This is a genomic window from Neisseria sp. GT4A_CT1 (genome assembly GCF_000227275.1).
In the GTDB taxonomy this organism is placed as follows: domain Bacteria; phylum Pseudomonadota; class Gammaproteobacteria; order Burkholderiales; family Neisseriaceae; genus Neisseria.
In genome coordinates, this window is record NZ_JH164970.1 from 49265 (window position 1) to 71037 (window position 21773).

The 21773-nt window shown below is 49.3% G+C and carries 22 protein-coding genes and 1 other RNA gene; 6 read left to right on the forward strand and 17 right to left on the reverse strand.

Going from position 1 to position 21773, the window contains the following annotated elements:
• The 3 genes from mrdA to HMPREF1028_RS11470 all read left to right on the forward strand — a co-directional run.
• On the forward strand, positions 1–2009 hold a 2009-nt coding region (gene mrdA / locus HMPREF1028_RS11460), incomplete at its 5' end, for a penicillin-binding protein 2 (RefSeq protein WP_009312926.1).
• The gene (gene rodA, locus HMPREF1028_RS11465) at positions 2002–3165 is read left to right on the forward strand and encodes a rod shape-determining protein RodA (protein WP_009312927.1); all 1164 of its coding nucleotides are present in this window, start codon (positions 2002–2004) and stop codon (positions 3163–3165) included. The genes mrdA and rodA, both read left to right, overlap by 8 nt.
• Positions 3166–3176: 11 nt before the next feature.
• On the forward strand, positions 3177–3833 hold the full coding sequence (locus HMPREF1028_RS11470) for a MarC family protein (protein WP_009312928.1): 657 nt from the start codon (positions 3177–3179) through the stop codon (positions 3831–3833).
• A gap of 158 nt (positions 3834–3991) precedes the next feature.
• Here HMPREF1028_RS11470 and HMPREF1028_RS11475 read toward each other — a convergent pair whose 3' ends face one another.
• The gene (locus tag HMPREF1028_RS11475; protein ID WP_009312929.1) at positions 3992–4432 is read right to left on the reverse strand and encodes a hypothetical protein; all 441 of its coding nucleotides are present in this window, start codon (positions 4430–4432) and stop codon (positions 3992–3994) included.
• Positions 4433–4850: 418 nt separating this feature from the next.
• Between HMPREF1028_RS11475 and bioB the strand changes: the two genes are divergently transcribed.
• Positions 4851–5912 carry a biotin synthase BioB gene (gene bioB / locus HMPREF1028_RS11485; protein WP_009312930.1) on the forward strand — a complete coding sequence of 354 codons (1062 nt, stop codon included), beginning with the start codon at positions 4851–4853 and terminating at the stop codon, positions 5910–5912.
• Positions 5913–6164: 252 nt separating this feature from the next.
• Here bioB and HMPREF1028_RS11490 read toward each other — a convergent pair whose 3' ends face one another.
• From HMPREF1028_RS11490 to HMPREF1028_RS11525, 8 genes are all read right to left on the reverse strand, one after another.
• Complete coding sequence (locus tag HMPREF1028_RS11490) at positions 6165–7619, reverse strand: LutB/LldF family L-lactate oxidation iron-sulfur protein (protein WP_009312931.1); 1455 nt, start codon at positions 7617–7619, stop codon at positions 6165–6167.
• Positions 7616–8317, reverse strand: a complete 702-nt coding sequence (locus tag HMPREF1028_RS11495; protein ID WP_009312932.1) for a lactate utilization protein C — start codon at positions 8315–8317, stop codon at positions 7616–7618. The genes HMPREF1028_RS11490 and HMPREF1028_RS11495 overlap by 4 nt, the downstream gene beginning before the upstream one ends.
• Positions 8314–9093, reverse strand: a complete 780-nt coding sequence (locus HMPREF1028_RS11500; RefSeq protein WP_009312933.1) for a (Fe-S)-binding protein — start codon at positions 9091–9093, stop codon at positions 8314–8316. Before HMPREF1028_RS11500 ends, HMPREF1028_RS11495 begins: the two co-directional genes overlap by 4 nt.
• Before the next feature lie 298 nt (positions 9094–9391).
• Positions 9392–9778 (reverse strand): VanZ family protein, encoded by a 387-nt coding sequence (locus HMPREF1028_RS11505; protein WP_009312934.1) that lies wholly within the window; start codon positions 9776–9778, stop codon positions 9392–9394.
• Positions 9775–9981 (reverse strand): hypothetical protein, encoded by a 207-nt coding sequence (locus HMPREF1028_RS11510; RefSeq protein ID WP_003763661.1) that lies wholly within the window; start codon positions 9979–9981, stop codon positions 9775–9777. Before HMPREF1028_RS11510 ends, HMPREF1028_RS11505 begins: the two co-directional genes overlap by 4 nt.
• 53 nt (positions 9982–10034) lie before the next feature.
• Positions 10035–10613 (reverse strand): aminoacyl-tRNA hydrolase, encoded by a 579-nt coding sequence (gene pth / locus HMPREF1028_RS11515; protein ID WP_009312935.1) that lies wholly within the window; start codon positions 10611–10613, stop codon positions 10035–10037.
• A gap of 84 nt (positions 10614–10697) precedes the next feature.
• Positions 10698–10973, reverse strand: coding sequence for an RnfH family protein (locus HMPREF1028_RS11520; protein ID WP_003756256.1), 276 nt, complete (start codon positions 10971–10973; stop codon positions 10698–10700).
• Complete coding sequence (locus tag HMPREF1028_RS11525) at positions 10966–11397, reverse strand: type II toxin-antitoxin system RatA family toxin (RefSeq protein ID WP_003756250.1); 432 nt, start codon at positions 11395–11397, stop codon at positions 10966–10968. The genes HMPREF1028_RS11520 and HMPREF1028_RS11525 overlap by 8 nt, the downstream gene beginning before the upstream one ends.
• A 159-nt stretch (positions 11398–11556) precedes the next feature.
• Between HMPREF1028_RS11525 and ssrA the strand changes: the two genes are divergently transcribed.
• Positions 11557–11919: a transfer-messenger RNA gene (ssrA, locus tag HMPREF1028_RS14060) on the forward strand.
• A gap of 133 nt (positions 11920–12052) precedes the next feature.
• Here ssrA and HMPREF1028_RS11530 read toward each other — a convergent pair.
• The 8 genes from HMPREF1028_RS11530 to rep all read right to left on the reverse strand — a co-directional run bounded on the left by HMPREF1028_RS11530 (position 12053) and on the right by rep (position 20665).
• On the reverse strand, positions 12053–13960 hold the full coding sequence (locus HMPREF1028_RS11530) for an ATP-binding cassette domain-containing protein (protein WP_009312937.1): 1908 nt from the start codon (positions 13958–13960) through the stop codon (positions 12053–12055).
• A 226-nt stretch (positions 13961–14186) separates the two neighbouring features.
• Positions 14187–14501, reverse strand: a complete 315-nt coding sequence (locus HMPREF1028_RS11535; RefSeq protein ID WP_003759160.1) for a hypothetical protein — start codon at positions 14499–14501, stop codon at positions 14187–14189.
• 31 nt (positions 14502–14532) lie between these two features.
• Positions 14533–15102 carry an RNA 2'-phosphotransferase gene (locus HMPREF1028_RS11540; protein WP_009312938.1) on the reverse strand — a complete coding sequence of 190 codons (570 nt, stop codon included), beginning with the start codon at positions 15100–15102 and terminating at the stop codon, positions 14533–14535.
• A gap of 160 nt (positions 15103–15262) precedes the next feature.
• On the reverse strand, positions 15263–15598 hold the full coding sequence (locus HMPREF1028_RS11545; protein ID WP_036529713.1) for a hypothetical protein: 336 nt from the start codon (positions 15596–15598) through the stop codon (positions 15263–15265).
• Between the two features lie 61 nt (positions 15599–15659).
• Positions 15660–16097: an abortive infection system antitoxin AbiGi family protein gene (locus HMPREF1028_RS11550; protein WP_009312939.1), complete on the reverse strand. Its 438-nt coding sequence runs from the start codon at positions 16095–16097 to the stop codon at positions 15660–15662.
• Between the two features lie 61 nt (positions 16098–16158).
• Positions 16159–17634 carry an anthranilate synthase component I gene (trpE, locus tag HMPREF1028_RS11555; protein ID WP_009312940.1) on the reverse strand — a complete coding sequence of 492 codons (1476 nt, stop codon included), beginning with the start codon at positions 17632–17634 and terminating at the stop codon, positions 16159–16161.
• A 162-nt stretch (positions 17635–17796) separates the two neighbouring features.
• Complete coding sequence (locus HMPREF1028_RS11560; protein WP_009312941.1) at positions 17797–18210, reverse strand: hypothetical protein; 414 nt, start codon at positions 18208–18210, stop codon at positions 17797–17799.
• Positions 18211–18664: 454 nt separating this feature from the next.
• On the reverse strand, positions 18665–20665 hold the full coding sequence (gene rep, locus HMPREF1028_RS11565) for a DNA helicase Rep (protein WP_009312942.1): 2001 nt from the start codon (positions 20663–20665) through the stop codon (positions 18665–18667).
• Between the two features lie 174 nt (positions 20666–20839).
• On the opposite strand from rep, the gene cysT reads away from it, so the two are divergent.
• On the forward strand, positions 20840–21676 hold the full coding sequence (gene cysT, locus HMPREF1028_RS11570) for a sulfate ABC transporter permease subunit CysT (protein WP_003759178.1): 837 nt from the start codon (positions 20840–20842) through the stop codon (positions 21674–21676).
• The last annotated feature ends 97 nt before the right edge of the window (positions 21677–21773 follow it).

A 21773-nucleotide genomic window follows, 5' to 3' on the forward strand; every position in this document is an offset into this window, starting at 1 on the left:
TGAAAAATGGCGGTAGCGGTAAAACACAGACTGCAAAGGCGGCGCAAGCCGATTCTTTATTGCGTCTGTTGGTGGCGTTTGTCCTGATTGTGATCCTGTTTGCCGCATTGGTGACTCGGTTTGTTTATTTGCAGGTGTTCCGGCATGACGATTTTTCCGGACAGGCATCCAGCAACCGCATCACATTAATTCCAACCCCGCCCGTTCGCGGCGAAATCGTAGATGTCAACGGCGTACCGTTGGCAAAAAACTATCCCGTGTTTTCGCTGGAAGTCATTCCCAGCCGCATTGAAGGCAAGATGGAAGATGTCATCGAAGCCTTGCGGAAGTATGTCGATATTACGCCTACCGATTTGAAGCGTTTCTACAAATATCGCGAGAGCTACCGCAAATTTGAAAACATCCCGCTCAAGCTGCGCCTGACAGATGAAGAAGCGGCGAAATTGTCGGTGCATCTGAATGAATTTAAAGGCGTAGAAGTCAATTCGCGCACTTTCCGCGAGTATCCTTATGGCAAGCTGACTTCACACTTTTTAGGTTATATCGGGCGCATCAGCGATAAAGATCAGGAAATTTTGGAAGAAGAGGGCTTGACTGCGCTCTATCGCGGCAGCACGCACATCGGCAAATCGGGTCTGGAAAAATATTACGAACCGCAGCTTCATGGCGCGCCCGGCTATCAAGAAGTGGAAAAAGACGCTTACGGCAATATTGTGCGCGTCTTGAAAAACGTGCCGTCGCGCATGGGGCAAACTTTGCGCTTGGGCATGGACATCCGCATGCAACAAGAGGCGGATAAAATATTGGGAGACAGGCGCGGGGCGATTGTCGCCATCAATCCGCAAGACGGTACGGTGTTGGCTTTCGTTTCCAAACCATCTTTCGATCCCAACCTCTTTATCGACGGCATCGACAGCGAAACTTGGAAAGCCTTGAATGACGACTGGAAAAAGCCGTTGGTCAACCGCGTAACGCAAGGTCTGTATCCGCCGGGTTCGACGTTTAAGCCGTTTATGGGCATGGCTTTGCTGGAAAGCGGCAAAATTACCCAAACGACGGTTGTTCCCGCACCCGGTGCATGGAGCATTCCCGGCAGCCGCCACGTCTTCCGAGATTCCGTACGCAGCGGTCACGGTTCGGCGAATTTGAGCAAAGCGATACAGGTGTCGTCCGATACCTTTTTCTACCGCTTGGGATACGAAATGGGCATAGACAAAGCATCTCCGTATTTAGCGCAATTCGGTTTCGGCAAAAAAACCGGCATCGACCTGCCCAGCGAATATACGGGCGTTTTGCCCAGCCGCGAATGGAAGGCGAAACGCTTTGCCAAATCGTCCGATCCTACCGCCAAAGAATGGCGCGCAGGCGAGATGGTCTCGGTCAGCATCGGGCAGGGTTACAACGCCTACACCCCGCTGCAAATGGCACACGCCACCGCTTCGCTCGCCAATAACGGCGTGGTTTATCAGCCGCATTTGGTGAAAGAGTTGTTGGATTTCGACAAACGCAAAATCACGCGTATCAATCCCAATCCTGAATACAAAATTCCGTTCAAACAAGACAATTTCGAATACGTCAAACAGGCGATGGAAAAAGTCTTGAAACCGGGCGGTACGGCACACCGCATCGGCGGCGGTTTGGCTTACAGCATGGGCGGCAAAACGGGCACGGCACAGGTTGTGCAAATCAAGCAGGGCGGTCGTTACAACGTCTCAGCCTTGCGCGAGCAACACCGCGACCATGCGTGGTTTATCTCGTTTGCTCCCTTAGAAAAACCTGAAATCGCCATCGCTGTGATTCTGGAAAACGGTGGCTGGGGTGCATACGCCGCACCGCTTGCCCGCAGCCTGACCGATTTTTATATGCTCAACGTCAAGCCGCAGCAGTTTTCAGACGACCCCGACGCAGGCGGAATGCCCGAACCGCAACAACACCGCACACAACCCCAACCGCCGACCATATTCCAAAAAGCCTACGGTTTGAAACAGGAGGAAGCAAATCATGAATGAAACGGTCGGAATGTGGGCGAAAATCAAGCGCATCGTATCTGCTCCGATAGACCCGTGGCTGTTTTTCCCCATGCTCGTCATCTACATCATGAGCCTGTTTCTGCTCTATTCAGCGGACGGGCAGGATTTCGGCCAACTTGAACACAAAACCCTGCATACGGTTGTCGGCTTCGCCCTGCTGTGGTTTGTCGCCTCATTCAAGCCGCGTGATGCCGCAAAGGTTGCGCTGCCGATGTACCTGATTGGCGTGTTGCTGCTTGTCGCCGTCGAAGTCGCGGGCGTAACCGTTAATGGCTCTACCCGTTGGCTGGAGCTGGGTTTCACGCGCATCCAGCCGTCCGAAATCATGAAAATCGTCCTGCCCATGACCGTCGCTTGGTACTTCCAGCGGCACGAAGGTCGTCTGAAATGGTTTCACTACGTCATCGCCATGCTTTTGATCCTCATCCCCGTTGCGCTGATTTTGAAACAGCCCGACTTGGGTACGGCAGTTTTGATTATGGCATCGGGTATTTTCATTGTCTTTTTCGCAGGTCTGCCGTGGAAAGTCATCTTTGCCGCCATCGTCGCCTTCGTTGCCGCATTGCCGCTTTTGTGGAACTACGGGATGCACGACTATCAGAAAACCCGTGTTCTGACGCTGTTTGACCCGACGCAGGACCCTTTAGGCGCAGGCTACCACATCATTCAGTCCATGATTGCCATCGGTTCCGGCGGCGTTTGGGGGAAAGGCTGGCTCAACGGCACGCAAACGCATTTGGATTACATTCCCGAGTCCACGACCGACTTCATTTTTGCCGTATATGGCGAAGAATTCGGTTTGATCGGCAACATCTTGCTGCTGCTGGTTTATCTCGTTATCCTGACGCGTGGACTGCTGATTGCCGCCAAAGCCCAATCGCTTTACAGCCGCACGCTTGCCGGTGCATTGACCATGACCTTTTTCTGCTACGCCTTTGTGAATATGGGTATGGTGAGCGGCATTTTGCCCGTTGTCGGCGTTCCCCTGCCGTTGGTCAGCTATGGCGGCACTGCAACGCTCTCCATCATGACCGTACTTGCGCTGCTCATGGGCATTTCCAGCGAACATAAAACCAAACGCCGTTACGAATTTAACGATAAAGCGGACGTAAACGTCTCTACAAAAAACAAATAAGGGAATGAAAAATGGAATTAGGTGTAGAAATCGGCAAACTATTAGTTGCCTTCCTTGTATTGATTAACCCGTTCAGTGCGCTTTCGATTTACCTCGATTTGACACAGGATCACAGCACCAAAGAAAAACGCCGCATCGCCCGCACTGCCGCACTCGCCGTCTTCATCGTCATTGCCGTCTTCACCTTAACGGGCGGAATGTTGTTGAAAATATTGGGCATCAGCGTCGGTTCCTTCCAAGTCGGCGGCGGTATTTTGGTATTGCTTATCGCCATCTCCATGATGAACGGCAACGACAACCCCGCTAAACAAAATATCGGTGGCGACAAGGAAGCGGGCGTTGTACAACACATCCAGAAAAACGCCAAAGCCATCGCCGTCGTTCCCGTCGCCATCCCCATCACCATCGGTCCGGGCGGTATCTCTACCGTGATCATCTACGCCTCAGCCGCCAAAAATTACAGCGATATTGCTTTGATCCTTACCGCAGGCTTCCTCGTCAGCCTGATTTGCTACGCCATCCTCATCGTCGCCGGGCGAATCAGCAAAAAACTGGGTACGACAGGGTTAACCATCCTCAACCGTATCATGGGCATGATGCTTGCGGCCGTCTCCGTAGAAATCATCGTCGCGGGATTGAAATCCATTTTCCCGCAACTGGCAGGCTAGTTCGTCGGATTAGACAAGAAGCAGACATTACCGCATATTTGTTTATCCTTGCCAATGTAAAAGGTCGTCTGAAAACAGGGTTTTCAGACGACCTTTAGTCTATTGACTTTCTAAAAGTGCCAATATCTATCCAAAATACAATCGTCAAAGTTATGTAACTATTTATTGAGAGACTTGTTTTCAGACGACCTCGGCAACATCAAAGAACCAATCGCGCCCGCAATTGCCCCCATTATTCCGACTCCGGCGTACATTTGCCAATCTAATGTCGTTGAACGCTGATATATCAGCATTAATATCCCTTCAGATGCCGCAATCGTAATTACCACGCCTGCCGCTGAAAGCAATGCAAACAACAGCGTTCCTGCTACACTGCGCCGCAAGCACAAACGTTTCGCGACAAGGGTGCATAGCAGCATAGCGGGCAGAGCATGGGCAGCGAAAATCAAAACACTGCTCAATATCTCTAAAACGGACGGATTTCCTTTATCTAAAACATACATGTAAAGCAATAATAAAAACAAGAGTGCTTGTACGCCAAATGCAACCAGCAGCATAGCGGCAGATTTCCAATATGCTTTAATTTTAGGCTGATTCATCATATTCCTTTTTTAATTTATAGCCATAGTGCAATGTGATTAATTTATCGATTCTAGTTTGAATCTGCTTATCCGCCAATATCGCACATAGATAAATTTGTTCCGCTTGTTGGAGGTCGTCTGAAAATTTGGTTTCCATCAATGGAAATAGGAAATTCAGTTTATTTCTTGAATAAGAAGCTAAAAAATTTTGCCCTGAGTTTTCAAAAGCGTTACACTCCATGCGGCATCGAGAGTAGGGTAGCAATCTTACGACTTTATGAGCTGTCAAAATTGTTCAAGTATTTGATTTGAATGATTTCACCCTTTGAGGCAAATAACATCGATGCCAACTTATCCAACCACGCCGCTGCCGTCATTGCGCCGACAGTCAGGCAGTCAGCGTCATTGCGCCGCTGTAAACACGAAAGAACACACTATGACCATCTCTCCCGTTGCCTTGCGCCGTAAGATCGAGCGCAAGCCGCATCCGACCGCGCGCTATTGGAAAAAATGCGATGTCGAAGCCCTGTTCGGGCTGCCCTTCCTCGACCTCGTTTACCAAGCCGCCGAAATCCACCGCCAAAATTTCAACCCGCGCGAAATCCAGCTTTCCACCTTGTTGTCCATAAAAACCGGCGGCTGCCCCGAAGACTGCGCCTACTGCCCGCAATCGGCGCACCACAACACCAATCTGGGCAAAGAGCAGATGATGGATGTGGACGAAATCGTTGAAAAAGCCAAAATCGCCAAATCGCGCGGTGCAAGCCGTTTCTGCATGGGCGCGGCATGGCGTGGCCCCAAACCGAAAGACGTAGAGACGGTTTCCGCAATCATCAAAGCCGTGAAGGGTTTGGGCATGGAAACCTGCGGCACGTTCGGTATGCTTGAAGACGGTATGGCGGAAGACTTCAAAAAAGCAGGTTTGGACTATTACAACCACAACCTTGACACCGACCCTGAGCGCTACAACGACATCATCCACACGCGCAAACACGAAGACCGCATGGATACCTTGGGCAAAGTCCGCAATGCCGGTTTGAAGGTTTGCTGCGGCGGCATTGTCGGCATGAACGAGACCCGCGCCGAGCGTGCCGGACTGATTGCCAGCCTCGCCAACCTTGACCCGCAGCCCGAAAGCGTGCCGATTAACCAGCTCGTCAAAGTGGAAGGCACGCCGCTGGCCGATGCCGAAGATTTGGACTGGACGGAGTTTGTCCGCACCATCGCCGTGGCGCGGATTACCATGCCCGAGAGCTACGTCCGCCTGTCGGCAGGGCGCAGCAACATGCCCGAATCCATGCAGGCGATGTGTTTCTTGGCGGGCGCGAACTCGATTTTCTACGGCGACAAGCTCTTAACCACCGAAAACCCCGGCGAAGACGGAGACCGTCTGCTGATGGAAAAACTGAATTTGTATCCGCTGCGGTTTGAGCTGGAAGAAGAATACGAAGCGGCGCAACAGGAAAGTGAAGCACCTAAAATCAAGGTGGATTATTAATCGTTCTTGCCTATACCCAATAAACAAGGTCGTCTGAAAACTGTGTTGACAAAGCCAATACTTTCAAACACGGTTTTCAGACGACCTTTATCCTGAAAGACACCTTTCTATATACCCTATGCCGTATTAAGCCATAAAAAACTGCACATGATTAAGCTGGATTTGGTATCCGGCTTAATCATGTGCAGTTTACGATTTTCAGACGACCTTTGCTGTTTAAACAGCAAATATACGTCTTTATCTATTTCGGCTTTACGCTTTTTCTTTTTGGCGCATTTTTTCCGCCATCATTTCATGCAGCGTTTTCTTGGCAGGTTTCATAGGAACGCGGTTGTCTGTCCAGCCCATTTGCTTGCTTGGTGTCAATGCACGGAATTTGGTGGCCGCCCAACCGAAGGCGCGGTAGGCTTTGCTGCCGCTGAAAATGCCGTTGAATGTGCGCCATGCCATTTGTTCGCCGAAGGTATGCGATGCGCCTTGTCCGCGGATAGGATGTGGCACAACTTCGGAAGGTGAGCGTTGTGCTTCGACACGCAAACGCTGCATTTGTTCGGTAATCGGGATACGTACCGGACAAACTTCCACGCATGCGCCGCACATGGTACAGGCGGTCGGCAGGTCGCGGGTGGCATCCAGACCCAACAGGTGCGGGGAAATAATCTCGCCGATAGGGCCGGGATAGGTTGTGCCATATGCCGCGCCACCGATACGGGTATAAACCGGACAATGGTTCATACACGCGCCACAACGGATACATTGCAAGGTGCGGCGCATTTGGTCTTCGGCATAGGCTTGGCTGCGGCCGTTGTCGAGCAGAACCAAGTGCATTTCCTGCGGACCGTCTAATTCTTCACTACGGCGCGGACCGGTAATCATGTTGAAATAAGTGGTAATGTTCTGACCGATGGCAGAACGCGGCAGCAGGCTGTACAAAGGCGGAACGTCCGACAGCTTGGCTACAACTTTTTCAATACCGGTAATGGCGATATGTACGGGCGGAACGGTGGTACTCAAGCGACCGTTGCCTTCGTTTTCCACCAGACACAGCGTACCTGTTTCAGCAACAGCGAAGTTTACGCCGCTCAAGCCGACATCGGCAGTGCTGTAAATATCGCGCAGTGCTTTACGGGCGAAGCCGGTCAGTTGGTCTACGTCGTCTGTTAACGGCGTGCCGAGGTTTTGGTGGAAAAGTTCGCTAACCTGTTCTTTGGTTTTGTGGATAGCAGGCATCACAATATGGGTCGGTTTTTCGCCTGCCATTTGGACGATAAACTCGCCCAAGTCGCTTTCCACCGCTTTAATGCCTTTTGCTTCAAGATAATGGTTCAGCTCGATTTCCTCACTGACCATAGATTTGCCTTTGACCATCAGCTTGCCGTTTTTGGCAGTAATGATGTCATGGATGATTTCGCAAGCTTCGGCTGGCGTTTCCGCCCAGTGTACTTTAACGCCCAACTTAGTCAGGTTTTCTTCCAGCTGCTCCAGTAGGGCGGGCAATTTAGACAATGAGCGCTGACGGACGTGTTCGCACAAATCACGCAGGCTTTGCAACTCTTCTTCGTCGCTCAAAACGGCTTTGCGCTTAGTCATCAGCATATCCATAGCGGTACGCAGGCTTTTACGCAAAGGCTTGTCTTGAAGGGAAATTGCGGCGTTTTGTTTGAAAGTTTCCGGCTTCATGTGGAACTTGATGGTTTGCGTAGTCATGTGTTTTCCTCCAAATCGGCAGGGGAAATGTGGTCAGGCAGGATGGCGAGGATGACCAAATCACGCGGACCGTGTGCGCCATAAGCAAGCGTCAGTTGGATGTCTGCGGTTTTGGACGGGCCGGAAATCAGGAAAACATTGGTCGGCATACCGTTTTCCACCAGTTTTTCGCCTTCAACGGCGTTGTGAAATTCGTTATACATTTTCGCCGTATCAAACAGGCAGAAATGCACGGGCGGAACAAGGCTCAAAGTACGCGGCTCTTCAGGGCTGGAAAACAGCATCAGCGTACCGGTGCGGGCGATGCCGCATTGAGAACCACTGAAGCCTGCATCGATATTTGTGAAGAACTCAGTTTTCCAAGTATCGATTTCGCTTTCGAAAGCAATCGGTTCGATATTGCTGTCCACCAGCGCGGCACGGGCGATTTGTCCGTGTTCGGTCGCCAACGGCAGCAGAATGTTTTTCAAACCTTTGCCTTCGGCTGCTTGACGGAATACTTGCGGCCAGCCGGTTTTAGTCACCCAATAAATTTCGGTTTTGACGGCGCGCATAGCGACAGCCCAATGTTTCAGACGCTCAACTTCGTTGTCCCAAGAAACACCCATTTCACGGTAATAATCAAAAACCGCAGGTTCTTCCATCGGCAATGCGTCGGCTTTTTTCAGTTTTGCCAAAATATTCTCGCGCGCGCTCATGCTTTGCCTCCGGTACGTTCCAACAAGAAGGATGCGATGTGTTTTGGACGCGGCATATTCGGCTCGTCCTTAGCGATTTTGCCGCCGATGTTCATCATGCAGCCGCAGTCTGCGCTGATGATTTCGGCCGCACCGGTTTCTTTCAGCGCGGCAACTTTGTCGGTTACCATCGCGCCGGAAATATCCGCTTGTTTGACGGAGAATGTACCGCCGAAGCCGCAGCATTCGCTTTCATGGTCGTGAACGATGCGTTCAACGTTTTCCATGCCGTCAATCAACTGCCAGCCTGAAATATGGACGTTCATTTCGCGGCGGGCGGCGCAGGAAGTGTGGACGGCGACTTTGACCGGCTCGCCTTTGTCTTCAGGCTTATAGCCGATAGCAAGCAAGAAATGAGTAAACTCAATGATGCGGTTGGCACAATCAACCGCTTTGGATTCGTATTCTGTATTTTTAAACAGGGTAGGCCAGTGATGTTTCATCATGCCGCCGCACGAGCCGGACGGTACAACGATCGGCCAGTTTTCAGGGAAGAGGTCGAGTTGCGCTTTGGCGACATCAAACGCCTCGGTCGGATGACCGGAAGAGTAGGCGGGTTGGCCGCAGCAGCTTTGCGCCATCGGGTAATGAACCCGTATGCCTTGCTGCTCGATTAAAGTAATGGCATCCATGCCTGCTTCGGGCATGAAAAGATCGAGGACGCAGGTGCCGAAGAAATAAACATCGGTCGGCTTGCTGTCGAATTTAGTGATTTTGGGTGGGGTGATTGCGCTCATTTTTTCGTTAACAGGAATGCCCGTTTTTCTTTGTATAAATAGATGGCTACTTTAAGTAATTGCATGTAGGCGGTCAAGTATAATTTTAAAAAATAATATTGGAAACGATTGATGGGTTGTCTGAAATACTGATTCCACAAATATAAATATTTATATGCGAATAAATATCATTATATTTAAAAGCTAATTCATTTATTAATGAATAAATTAATCAATCCATATGAATGCAAGGGTATTCAACAAATACGATTGCCCCCGGGTTTCAAATAGTTTTATAGAAAAAAATAGGTGAGGGTAGTTAATGGGACTGGGAAGAAGAAGGGTTTTTGGATGTATTAATTTTTGCTGCAACCCACAGCGCGGCACCTGAACCCAGCATATCCGCAATGCCGTCGCCAATAGAGCCTTCGCGTGTTGTGGTAAACGTAGCTTGTGCCCATTCACTTCCAACAGCAAACAGAAGTGCGAATATCAACAAACCGAGATACGGAATTTTTGCTTTTTCGTGAATATAAGATTTTGCCAATAACCAAATCTGGGCAAAAAACAAAGTGAAGTGGGCTACTTTGTCGAAATTGGGAAACGGTGGCGGCGTATTGCCAGATTCCTTGAAAATCAAAGAATAGATACCGGCCACAAACCAAACGATAGCCAACAGGCTGAATTTATTGATGTAAAACTTCATTTTTGTTCCTCATCCAACCAAGTTTGGCAGATAGCTGCAAGGCGGATGAATTTGTTGCCGCGTCCGTTTAATATGTCGCGCCATTGTTCAACTTCCTCTGTTGTCGGTGCATCATCTATACTGCATTCGTACAGCAGGAAATCAAGGGTTTCTTCCACTACGCCGATGGGTTCATTCTGGATTAATTCTAAAATCTGAGACATATAGGGGATTTTTCAAAAGAGGAGGCGGATAATGATGTACACAACAATAGCATTTACTTGCTGTGTAGGAAACGTGTAGCTTCTTCCCATTCGCCCGCCATTATTTTCGGCATCGCTTTTAATGATTTGGCAATTGCCTCGTCAATCTGTTGGCGGTGTTCTGCGCTTGGCTTGTTCAATACATAAGCGACAACGAGGTTACGGTCACCCGGATGATCTATACCCAAACGCAAACGGTAATAGTCAGGTGTACCAAGACGGGCTTGGATATCTTTCAAGCCGTTATGCCCCCCATTTCCGCCGCCAAGTTTAAATTTGATACGACCGCAAGGAATATCCAATTCGTCATGCACAACCAGTATCTCTTCGGGCTTGATTTTGTAAAACTGCGCGAGTGCGGCAACAGACTGGCCGGAACGGTTCATAAAAGTCATGGGTTTAAGCAGCCACACATCGCCATCGGGCAGATTCGCCCGCGCCACCTCACCAAAAAATTTTTTCTCTTCTTTAAATGATACTTTCCACTGCCACGCAAGTTCGTCTAAGAACCAAAATCCTGCATTATGGCGGGTTTGTTCGTATTCGCCCCCGGGATTTCCCAGTCCGACGATCATTTTGATTTTATTCGACATAATTATTTCTCAATACCTCAGAAAATATGGCAATTTTCAATAAAAGGTCGTCTGAACATGGTTTCAGACGACCCTGGTTAACTTTCAATCCTGATTCTGTACACGTTTGCGGCGTGCCTCTTTAGGATCAATCAATAATGGGCGATAAATCTCAATCCGATCTTTATCGCGAAGAAGCGTCTCATCTTTAACTGATTTGCCAAAAATTCCCAGCGGAGCAGTTTGTAAGTCCAATTCAGAAAATATTTCATCCAGCCCGCTTTGGCATACCGCTTCACGCGCCGTGCAGCCATTTTGCACATTCATTTTTTTCAACACTTGCTTGCCGGGCAAACCGTAAACGACTTCAATCTCAAGCATAACGGCGATCCGCTTCTTTAACGAACGCATCAACCAATGCTCCGGACAAATGGCTGAAAACAGGCGAAATCATGGCAGATAAGACAGAGTTGGAAAATTCATATTCCAATTTAAATTCAACTTTGCACATATCGTCGCCCAAATCTAAGAATTTCCATGTTCCCCGCAAGATTTTAAAAGGTCCTTCCAACAAATCCATTCGGATTTCCTTACCGGGAATATTGTGATTGTGCGTAGCAAATGATTGGCGCACGCGCATATAGTCCATAAAAAGACGCGCTTTCAACTCATTGTTTTTGCGTTCGATTACTTCAGTTTTACTGTACCAGGGCAAAAATTTCGGATAGTCTTCAACCTTATCGACCAACTCAAACATTTGCTCTGCGCTGTGCAAAACCAAGATATTCTTCTCAACCTTTTTCATGCTCAAACAGGCTCAAAATCGGAAAGCGGTATTATAAACGAATTCACTGTATTTTTCAGACGACCTCGAATCTCTGCAACCATCCCAATCCAACTCATCATCAAGACAGTCCTGCTTGGCAAAGTATAACGATATGCGTATAATCAACCTTTCCCATCTGGGGGCGATCTTGGTTTCGACGGGGGTTGCAAAGCAGATGCGGGCATACCGGGGTCTCAGATTTCCCGTAAAACACTGAATCTAAATAGTCGCAAACGACGAAACTTACGCACTGGCCGCTTAAGGCCTGCCGTTGCAGCAGTTGGTCAATGGGCTGTGTAGCGCAAGCTACCGCAACGTCATTCTACATTGACTGGTTTTCCGCCGGGTTACTTGGCGGGAAATAAGATTTAAGGTAACTGGTTCCTAGAAGGCCTGTCGGTCGGCATGATAGGAACGAGATTTTAAATAGACACGACTAAGTATGTAGAACGCTCTGTAGAGGACTTCCGGACGGGGGTTCGATTCCCCCCGCCTCCACCAAACCTAATTTTCAGTTTTATTTTATAACGTATAAAGCCTTAGAAATATAATAATTATTCAAGGCTTTTTGTTATCTCGTGTCTGATAAAGCTTTTGAGATGTTTAAAGCAAACAGGAATCTACTATCGACAAATCAAACTGCTTCACCGTTCTGCTTTGCCTCCAGAAGCTCCCAGCGTTCCAATTTTTCCAAAAGCAGCGTTTCGATTTCTTCGGCGCGGTTTTGCAATGCACCGGCTTTCTCATAATCTTTGAAGATTTCAGGATCGGAAAGCTGCGCGTTGATTTCTGCCTGTTCGGTTTCCAAGGCGGCGATTTCGTCGGGCAGGGCGTCGAGTTCGCGTTGTTCTTTGTAGGAAAGTTTGACCGTGCGGTTGGCTTTGGGTTTGGCTTTTTCCGGTTCTGCGGTTATTTTCGGCGCAGCGGTCGTCTGAATTTTCTCTTCGCGTGATTTTGCGTCGATATAGTCCTGATAGCCGCCGATGTATTCTTTCAGACGGCCTTGTCCTTCGAAAACAATGCTTTGGGTAATTACGTTATCAAGGAACATACGGTCGTGCGAGACGAGGAATACCGTGCCTTGGTAATCGCGCAGCAAATCTTCGAGCAGCTCTTGGGTGTCGATGTCCAAGTCGTTGGTCGGTTCGTCCAAGACCAGGATATTGGCGGGGCGGGTGAAGAGTTTTGCCAGCAGGAGGCGGTTGCGTTCGCCGCCGGAGAGCGATGAAACAGGGCTTTGCGCGCGGGCAGGATGGAACAGGAAATCTTCCAGATAGCTCATGACGTGTTTTTTCTTGCCGCCGATTTCGACGTAATCGTTGCCTTGTCCGAGCGTGTAAAACACGGTGTCGTTTTCGTTCAACGCGCTGCGGAACTGGTCAAAATAGGCGACTTCCTGCTTGCTGCCGATGCGGATTCTGCCGTAGGTCGGCTGCAATTCGCCCAGAATCAGCTTGAGGAAGGTGGTTTTGCCGATACCGTTTGGGCCGATTAAGCCGATTTTGTCACCGCGCTGCAAGATGGCGGAAAATTTGTCCATGATGACTTTGTCACCATAGGCAAACGAGGCGTGTTCCAGCTCGGCGATGATTTTGCCGCTTTTCTCGCCGCTGTCGAGTTTGAAGTTGACCTGTCCCTGCACGTTGCGGCGTTCGGCACGCTGGCGGCGCAGTTCTTCCAAACGGCGCACGCGGCCTTCGTTGCGGGTACGGCGCGCTTCGATGCCTTTGCGTATCCACGCTTCTTCCTGCGCGTGGAATTTGTCGAAGAGGCGGTTGTGTTCCGCTTCAACCGCCAATTCCTGCGTTTTTTTCTCGCTGTATTTGGAAAACGAGCCGGGATAGGAGCGCAGAATGCCGCGGTCGAGTTCGACAATGCGCGTGGCGATATTATCCAGAAAACGGCGGTCGTGGGTAATCACGACCAGGCTGCCTTCAAACGCTTTGAGCAGGTTTTCCAGCCAGATAATCGCGTCGATGTCCAAATGGTTGGTCGGCTCATCCAGCAGCAATACGTCGGGCTTCTGCACCCAAGCCTGCGCCAAGGCGACGCGCTTTTTCTGTCCGCCGGAGAGGTTGCCGATTTTTTCATTTTCCGGCAAACCCAGTTCACCCAAAGTCTGCTTCACCGCCGCATCCAGCTTCCAGCCGTCCTTCGCTTCGATTTCAAGCTGCAATTCGTTGAGTTCTTTTAATAAAACGTCGTCTGAATTGTGCTCCAAATCATGGCTGACGCGGTGGTAACGGCGCAGCAGGTCGCGGATTTCGCCCAAGCCTTCGGCGACGGTGTCGAATACGGTGGCTTCCTTATCAAAAAACGATTCCTGCGGCACATAAACGATTTTGAGGTTGTTTTGAACAATAATCTGTCCGTCGTCGAGCTTCTGTACACCGGCGAGGATTTTCAGAAACGAAGACTTACCCGCGCCGTTGCGGCCGATTAAACCGATTTTTTCGCCGCTGTCGAGTTGGAAGGAAGTTTTGTCGAGCAGGGCGACATGGCCGACGGCAAAGGAAGCGTTTTCTACGGATAAGATGTTCATAAGGAAATAGGGAAAAATAAAATTAAGTCGTGTATTTTAACTGATTTTAGAAAGCTTTGTGATGGGTACGAAGAGAGATGGATAGAACTAAATAATATTGAGAAACTTGAATCAATCGATATAATTTAACATAATATACATTATGCGAACTAATGTAACAGATAATAAGTTACTCACAAACAAAATCCGCCCCTTATTTTTACAGGCGGATTTTTCCAAGTGTGAACTATTTAATTTTATGCATGCGTTTGTCTGTATAGACACACAGTACACCGCTATTGTTGTAGATGACTTGATGATTGGTATCGCAGAAAAATGCTGACAATTCGATAGGAACTTTTTCACTACCCCATGTTTGTGGTGAAAGGAATATAAGTTTGCCCGGCGTACATTTTTGAATTTCATCTTTATTGATTTTGCTCACCACACAAACATCACTTTGATCGATATTTGTATCAGAATTTGTATCCGACTTCATTTTGTCACAACCAACAACCAGTACAGTCAAAGCCGTCAAAATTAGAATCGAAGATTTTCTCATATCTATTTACTCCTCAAAACTCAAGCTAAATTCACAACTTGGCAATAAACTTCGCTGGAACGTTTTCAGTCAGCCAAACGCCGTTGTCTGCGAGGTAAAACTGATGACCATCGGCAAGCATGGCTGCGGTGTTGATGGTTAACACTACGGGTTTACCATGTCGGGAACCGACTTTGATTGCGGTTTCGATATCTGCCGAAAGATGGACGAAATGGCGTGAACCTGCATGCAATCCCTGGCCAAATATCGACTGCACCGATTTTTCCGCTGTGCCGTGATATAGGATATCAGGCGGCGTCGTTGCGCAATACTGGATTTCAACCTGTTTTGTGGAATGCCCTTGCGCGGCACGAATACGCTTGCCGTCTTCTGATACGGTAAACCGTTTTTTATCATTATTTTCAACGACTTCCATTAAATTATCGTACGTCAATGCAACACCGGTAAAGTTGTGCTTGGGGTGATTTGCTTGTGCCAGCAGGATATCAATATCCACCCAGCCGTTTTTGTCCAAAGTAATTCCGATTTGTTCGGGTCTGTGACGCAAGATCAGGCTGAGGAATTTGCTGACGGATTTTTGTTGTTTTTCATTTAAGATCATTGGTATTTTTCCTAAGGAATCTTTCTTCCAGTATTTGTCGAGCACGGTTACTTTTTAGCCCATGGTTTTGGCAGCAACGATAAACATTCTGCCTAATTGTCCGCTGCCGAGGATACCGAGATTGGAGGGAGGATGGAGGATTTGTTCATAGCAAGGAATATTAAAAATCTTTTCTGATAGTATCTAAGGAAATAACTTTTGAAAGTAAGAGAAGCCTTTCATGTTCAGGATAATCCGTAAATATTATATTAATTTTATTAATAATTGTTGGAATATTAGAATCTTCTGGTACAAAAATGTATTTTATATCTGAGGGTTCAAAATTTAGTGAAGCAACTTTTTTCGTAACAATATTTGAATCCTGTAATTCTTCATTATTGGCTAAAAAAATTTGGTAAAAATTTGGGAAAAGGTTGTTTTCATCTGAAGTAGGTACATACCTCCACTCACATTCTTCATCAAAATTTTTCGTTACCTCCTTACCATTTACTTTCATCTTTCCTCTCAATGGCTTCAAGAATTTCATAAGTCGAAGTACAATGTTTGGACTCAATTCCCTACTGATTAACAAATTTATCGCATCCGCCGGAATATTTTTTTAAGATAAAATTTCGAATTAGATTGGGAATAATACTGTTATCTGACAGATAGAAAATAGGATTTAATCCCTTTCTTATTCCCCACTCCTTCGTCATTCCAAGACCAAAACCACCATAAAAATCTGTATGTGCTGTAATTTTGGATAGTGGAATATCACAAAAACAAGACATCGGGTAAGCTATTGAATTGATATTATATTTTATCAATTCTTTAGTAAGAGTTTCCCAAAAGTTGTCTTCTTCCTGTTTCTCTAATTCATTTTTAAAATCTTTTGGAATTAGCCATTCAATATCTTCAGAACAATATCTAGGCCAAAATCCATTTTCCAAAATATCTAATAGATATTCCTCTTTGGGAGTAAAGTGAAATAAAGAGTTTGATTTTATAGTTGCCATTTTGCAAAGTATTTACTTGAAGTTAAACATATTTCAATTTTTTCAGAATAATTTAGTGAACCTACCTATCCAACCCCTCCTGCACCATCTGCGCCGCCCGAACCACCGCTCGGGCTTTGTTCTGCGTTTCCTGCCATTCGGAGGTTGGATCGGAGTCGGCGACGATACCTGCACCGCTTTGGACGTATAGCGTGTTGTTTTTCACTACGGCGGTGCGGATGGCGATTGCCAAGTCCATGTCGTTGTTGAAGCCCCATACGCCGACGGCGCCGCCGTATATGCCGCGTTTACTCGGTTCGACTTCTTCGATGATTTCCATGGCGCGGACTTTGGGTGCGCCGGAGAGTGTGCCGGCGGGGAATGTGGCGGCGAGGATGTCCATATTGGTGATGCCCTCTTTCAGACGGCCTTCGACGTTGGAAACGATGTGCATCACGTGGGAGTATTTTTCAATCACCATTTTGTCGGTTACTTTGACTTCGCCCGTTTTGCTGATGCGTCCGACGTCGTTGCGCCCTAAATCGATAAGCATGACGTGTTCGGCGATTTCTTTGGCGTCGCTTAATAAATCCTGCTCATTGGCAAGGTCTTCGGCGGGGGTTTTGCCGCGCAGGCGCGTGCCGGCGATGGGGCGGACAATGACGTCGTCGCGTTCGCGGCGGACGAGGATTTCGGGCGAGGAACCGACGATGTGGAAATCGCCGAAATCGTAGTAAAAGAGGTAAGGCGAAGGGTTGAGTGTGCGCAAGGCGCGGTAGAGGGCGAGCGGGCTGTCGGTAAATTCCATGCTCATGCGCTGGCTGGGGACGACCTGCATGCAGTCGCCTGCGAAGATGTAGTCTTTGATTTTGTCGACGCAGGCTTTGAACGGCTCTTCGCCAAACTCGCTGACGGCTTCGGTGTGTTTGCTGCCGAGCGAGAGCGGGATGGCGCAGCTTTGGCGCAACTGGGTGCGGATGTCTTCGAGGCGTTCGCGGGCGCGTTCGTAGCCGTCGGGCTGCGAGGGATCGGAATAAACGATGAGATGGATTTTGCCGCTCAAATTGTCGATAACCGCCAACTCTTGCGACAGCATCAGTAAGATGTCGGGTGTGCCAAGCGGGTCGGCTTTGGCGCTGTTTTTCAGGCGGTGGGCGAAGTGTTCGAAATTGTAGATGGTTTCGTAACCGAAGTAGCCGACCAATCCGCCGGTAAAGCGTGGCAAGCTTGGGATTTCGGGCGTTTTGAAGCGGTTGTGGAAGGCTTCGATAAAGGGCAGCGGATTGCCGTCGTGTTGCTCAACGATTTCACCGTTTTGATAAACATCGACGTGTTTGCCACTGGCTTTGAGATAGTGGCTGCAAGGCAGGCCGATAAAGGAATAGCGGCCGAAACGTTCGCCGCCGACGACGGATTCGAGCAGGTAGGTATAGGGGCGGTTGGCGAGTTTGAGATAGAGGGAAAGCGGCGTATCCAAGTCGGCAAGGAGTTCCTGCACGAGCGGGATGCGGTTATAGCCTTGAGCGGCTTGGGCTTGATATTCTTGTTTGCTGATCATTTCTTTTCCGTTTGTCGGGTACTTTTCAGACGACCTTATCCGAGTAAAAACCGGTTGAATTATCCGAAAAGTATAGCAGTTTATCGATAGCGTTGACAGTATGCGGGTCGTCTGAAAAAGCAAAACGCCGTTTGCTATCAACGGCGTTTTAGGCTGGGGATATCAGGCGTTTGGCGTAGCGGTATGGCGTTTTTTAGCCTGTTTCCATTTGTATGCGTAGCCGAGTACGACCGGAATCAGCGACAGGATGAATTTGAGGGTCCAGCTTGCATACCATGGTCTGTTCAGAATAATAGCCTCTCCTCCCGAAGCGGGAACGACGATGTCTTTGATGGCGAACCAATCCAAATATGGCCACCAACACATCACCAAGCTGCCTAAAAACAGCGGCCAGATATTACGGCTCAAATTAATCTGCCACAGGCGGAAGCATACGCCTGCCCATACCAGCGTCAGGCCGGTAATCAGGAAGATGGTGTAAGTATCGGCGCCGAGAAAGGCGGCGATGAAATAAGTCAGCACCACCCAAATGACGGCAAGGACAAGGACGATGATTTCTTCAGGACGTTTGAACATTTCAGCGCTTCTCCAAAGCAATGTCGCATCATACGGTTTAGGGCGGGCTGACGATTGGCGGCGCGGGAATCTTTAGGGATAACATATAAAACGTCGCTTCCGCACCGGTCAGCCTGCCTGAAAGTCTGTTCAGGCGATACTATACCCGAAACGAAATAGTTTGAATATGCTACTTATTGCTAGGACGGGCGTTTTAGACGACCCTCAAATCGTTGAAAAAGGTCGTCTGAAAACCGATACCTTCAGACGCCCTTAAACCATTTTCAGACGACCTCTTTGCGCCCTGTCTTTCCGATGTATAGTGGATTAACTTTAAATCAGGACAAGGCGACGAAGCCGCAGATAGTACAGATAGTACGGAACCGATTCACTTGGTGCTTCAGCACCTTAGAGAATCGTTCTCTTTGAGCTAAGGCGAGGCAACGCCGTACTGGTTTAAAGTTAATCCACTATATCAGCCCTTCCCTTTCGCCGCCAACATATCCAGCATTCCCGCCAGATGGCTTCTGCCCTCTTCCTTACTCACAATCGGTTCGCCGCCTTTGCGCCCTAAAATCTTGATATCTTCCTGCGGCATTTCGTCTATGAAGCGGCTGGGTTCGGGGAACTGCCATGTGCCTTGTTTTTTGCGTTTGACGCAGTGGGTCAATGTAAGTTGGCGCTTGGCGCGGGTGATGCCGACGTACATCAGGCGGCGTTCTTCTTCGACGTTGTCTTCTTCGATGCTGTCGTTGTGCGGCAGGATGCCCTCTTCGCAGCCGACAAGGAAGACGTAGGGGTATTCCAAGCCTTTTGAGGCGTGCAGGGTCGAGAGTTTGACGGCATCGACTTCTTCTTCGCTTTTGCCTTCCAAAAGCGTCATCAGTGCGACGGTTTGGGCGAGTTCGATGATGTTTTTGCCGTCTTGCTCGCCTTTGCGTTCCAACCAGCCGATCAGGTCGCTGACGTTGCGCCATTTGATTTCCCCTGCTTTACCCTCTTCGCTGGCAAGCAGATGGTTTTCGTAGTCGATTTCTTTGAGCAGGCCGTTGATGAGTTCGCCCGCTTCGCTGGTTTCCGCTTTGGCGCGGTAGCTGCCGAACATATCCATAAAGGCTTGCAGGTGTTGGCGGTTGGTATTGTTCAACAGGGCGAGTGCTTCTTCGGTTTGCGCGGCTTCATACAGGCTGCATTCGTGTTCGTGCGCGTAGGTGTTGAGCTTGCCCAACGTTACATCGCCGATGCCGCGTTTGGGTGTGGTTACGGCGCGCAGGAAGGCGGGATCGTCGTTGGGGTTGGCAAGCAGGCGCAAATAGGACAAAACGTCTTTGATTTCGGCTTTGTCGAAAAAGCTTTGTCCGCCGGAGAGTTGGTAGGGAACGCGCGCGCTGCGCAAGGCTTCTTCAAAAATCCGCGCCTGATGGTTGCCGCGGTATAACACGGCGAAATCGGCGTATTGGGTTTTGTCGCCGCCGACCAGCTTCTGCTTGACGATTTGGCTGACGACCCAGTCGGCTTCGTGTTGCTCGTTTTGGCAGGCAACGACTTTGACAATTTCGCCTTCGCCGAACTGCGACCAAAGTTTTTTGGTGAACAGCTTGGGATTGTTTTCAATAACTTTATTGGCGATTTTGAGAATCCGCGCGGTGGAGCGGTAGTTCTGCTCCAGTTTGATGACTTTCATCTGCGGATAGTCTTCCTGCATTTTGCGCAGGTTTTCCATGTTCGCGCCGCGCCATGCGTAGATGGATTGGTCGTCATCGCCGACGGCGGTAAACATGCCTTCCGCGCCGGTCAAGAGTTTCAGCAGCGTAAATTGGCAGGTATTGGTGTCCTGACATTCGTCAACCAACAGATAACGCAACCGCCGCTGCCATTTGTTGCGCACTTCGCTGTTTTGCTGCAACAGCACGGCGGGCAGACGGATTAAGTCGTCGAAGTCCACCGCCTGATAGCTTTGCAGGGTTTCCTGATAGCTCGCATACACGCGCGCGATTTGTTCTTCCCAAATATTGGAGGTCGTCTGAAGTACGTCTTCGGGCGTTTTCAAATCGTTTTTCCACAGGGAAATTTGGTGCTGCGCTTTGAATAAGGCTTCTTTTCCCGTGCCACCCAAAAGTTCGCCGATGATTTTCGCGCTGTCGGTGGAATCAAGGATGGAGAAGTTTTTTTTGTAACCGATATGGTTCGCCTCTTCGCGCAAAATCTTCATGCCCAAAGAGTGGAAGGTGCAAATCGTCAGCCCGCGCGTTTGCGACTTGGGCAGCATTTTGGCGACGCGTTCCTGCATTTCCGTAGCGGCTTTGTTGGTAAAGGTAATCGCGGCAACGGTATGCGGCAGATAGCCGACGTTGACAATCAAATGTTTGATTTTTTGCGTAATCACGCCGGTTTTGCCGCTGCCGGCGCCGGCGAGCACGAGCAGAGGCCCGCCGAGGTATTTGACGGCGGCTTGCTGTTGGGGGTTGAGTTTCATAGGGAATGCAGACGAACCAAAAAGAGGCGCAGATTATAACAGGTCGTCTGAAAGCCCCAAACGGCAATCCGACATATATAACAAAATCATCTTTGCAACAAACAAACCATTCTTTCCGTTTTTCAGACGACCCCGTTAAAGTGGCAGCATCTTCTTTTTCCCTTCCGAGCGACCATGTTATTACTCAAAACGCCCAGCGTACTGCCCGGCTTCAAAATCAGCCTCGGCCTGACTGTATTGTGCCTGTCGCTTCTGGTAGTTTTGCCGTTTGCGATGATGGCGGCGAAGGCGGCGGAAATCGGCTGGGGCGGCTTTTGGAACACGATTGCCGAGCCGAACGTGTTGGCGGCGGTGTGGCTGAGTTTGCGGATGTCGTTTTATGCGATGCTGACCAATGTCGTGTTCGGCACGCTGGTGGCGTGGGTGTTGGTGCGCTATGAATTTCCGCTCAAGGGGCTGGTGAACGCGCTGGTCGATTTGCCGTTTGCGCTGCCGACGGCGGTTACCGGTATCGCGTTGGCGACCCTGTATGCGCCGAATGGTTGGATAGGCCGTTTTTTCGAGCCTTTGGGCATCAAAATTGCGTTTACGCCCGTCGGTATTTGGATTGCGCTGGTCGTTGTCAGCCTGCCCTTTATCGTCCGCGCCGTGCAGCCGGTGTTGGAGGAATTGTCGGGCGAATATGAGGAAGCGGCGGCGACTTTGGGCGCAAACCGTTTCACGACGTTCCGCCGCGTACTGCTGCCGGAAATCACGCCGGCGCTCTTAACCGGCGCGGGCATGATGTTCGCGCGGGCAACGGGGGAATACGGCTCGGTGATTTTTATCGCGGGCAACATTCCGATGGTTTCCGAAATCCTGCCGCTGATTATTACGGGCAAGCTGGAACAGTTCGACGTACAGGGCGCATCGGCGGTGGCGTTGTTTATGCTGCTGGTTTCGTTTGTGATTCTGTTTGCGTTGAACGTGATGCAGTGGGCGTTGAGCAGGCGTTCGGGTGCGAAGGGTTGAGGGGTCGTCTGAAAAACGTAGGTCGGATTCTTGAATCCGACGCGTTTTGATACCTGAAACCAGAAAAACGGAACATTGGATATTTTGTCGGATTCAA

What these genes read in the sequence shown, in the direction of transcription:
- rodA (WP_009312927.1), top strand. Translation starts at nt 2,002, where the DNA reads ATGAATGAAACGGTCGGAATGTGGGCGAAAATCAAGCGCATCGTATCT.
- HMPREF1028_RS11470 (WP_009312928.1), top strand. Translation starts at nt 3,177, where the DNA reads ATGGAATTAGGTGTAGAAATCGGCAAACTATTAGTTGCCTTCCTTGTA.
- HMPREF1028_RS11475 (WP_009312929.1), bottom strand. Translation starts at nt 4,432, where the DNA reads ATGAATCAGCCTAAAATTAAAGCATATTGGAAATCTGCCGCTATGCTG.
- bioB (WP_009312930.1), top strand. Translation starts at nt 4,851, where the DNA reads ATGACCATCTCTCCCGTTGCCTTGCGCCGTAAGATCGAGCGCAAGCCG.
- HMPREF1028_RS11490 (WP_009312931.1), bottom strand. Translation starts at nt 7,619, where the DNA reads ATGACTACGCAAACCATCAAGTTCCACATGAAGCCGGAAACTTTCAAA.
- HMPREF1028_RS11495 (WP_009312932.1), bottom strand. Translation starts at nt 8,317, where the DNA reads ATGAGCGCGCGCGAGAATATTTTGGCAAAACTGAAAAAAGCCGACGCA.
- HMPREF1028_RS11500 (WP_009312933.1), bottom strand. Translation starts at nt 9,093, where the DNA reads ATGAGCGCAATCACCCCACCCAAAATCACTAAATTCGACAGCAAGCCG.
- HMPREF1028_RS11505 (WP_009312934.1), bottom strand. Translation starts at nt 9,778, where the DNA reads ATGAAGTTTTACATCAATAAATTCAGCCTGTTGGCTATCGTTTGGTTT.
- HMPREF1028_RS11510 (WP_003763661.1), bottom strand. Translation starts at nt 9,981, where the DNA reads ATGTCTCAGATTTTAGAATTAATCCAGAATGAACCCATCGGCGTAGTG.
- pth (WP_009312935.1), bottom strand. Translation starts at nt 10,613, where the DNA reads ATGTCGAATAAAATCAAAATGATCGTCGGACTGGGAAATCCCGGGGGC.
- HMPREF1028_RS11520 (WP_003756256.1), bottom strand. Translation starts at nt 10,973, where the DNA reads ATGCTTGAGATTGAAGTCGTTTACGGTTTGCCCGGCAAGCAAGTGTTG.
- HMPREF1028_RS11525 (WP_003756250.1), bottom strand. Translation starts at nt 11,397, where the DNA reads ATGAAAAAGGTTGAGAAGAATATCTTGGTTTTGCACAGCGCAGAGCAA.
- HMPREF1028_RS11530 (WP_009312937.1), bottom strand. Translation starts at nt 13,960, where the DNA reads ATGAACATCTTATCCGTAGAAAACGCTTCCTTTGCCGTCGGCCATGTC.
- HMPREF1028_RS11535 (WP_003759160.1), bottom strand. Translation starts at nt 14,501, where the DNA reads ATGAGAAAATCTTCGATTCTAATTTTGACGGCTTTGACTGTACTGGTT.
- HMPREF1028_RS11540 (WP_009312938.1), bottom strand. Translation starts at nt 15,102, where the DNA reads ATGATCTTAAATGAAAAACAACAAAAATCCGTCAGCAAATTCCTCAGC.
- HMPREF1028_RS11545 (WP_036529713.1), bottom strand. Translation starts at nt 15,598, where the DNA reads ATGAAAGTAAATGGTAAGGAGGTAACGAAAAATTTTGATGAAGAATGT.
- HMPREF1028_RS11550 (WP_009312939.1), bottom strand. Translation starts at nt 16,097, where the DNA reads ATGGCAACTATAAAATCAAACTCTTTATTTCACTTTACTCCCAAAGAG.
- trpE (WP_009312940.1), bottom strand. Translation starts at nt 17,634, where the DNA reads ATGATCAGCAAACAAGAATATCAAGCCCAAGCCGCTCAAGGCTATAAC.
- HMPREF1028_RS11560 (WP_009312941.1), bottom strand. Translation starts at nt 18,210, where the DNA reads ATGTTCAAACGTCCTGAAGAAATCATCGTCCTTGTCCTTGCCGTCATT.
- rep (WP_009312942.1), bottom strand. Translation starts at nt 20,665, where the DNA reads ATGAAACTCAACCCCCAACAGCAAGCCGCCGTCAAATACCTCGGCGGG.
- cysT (WP_003759178.1), top strand. Translation starts at nt 20,840, where the DNA reads ATGTTATTACTCAAAACGCCCAGCGTACTGCCCGGCTTCAAAATCAGC.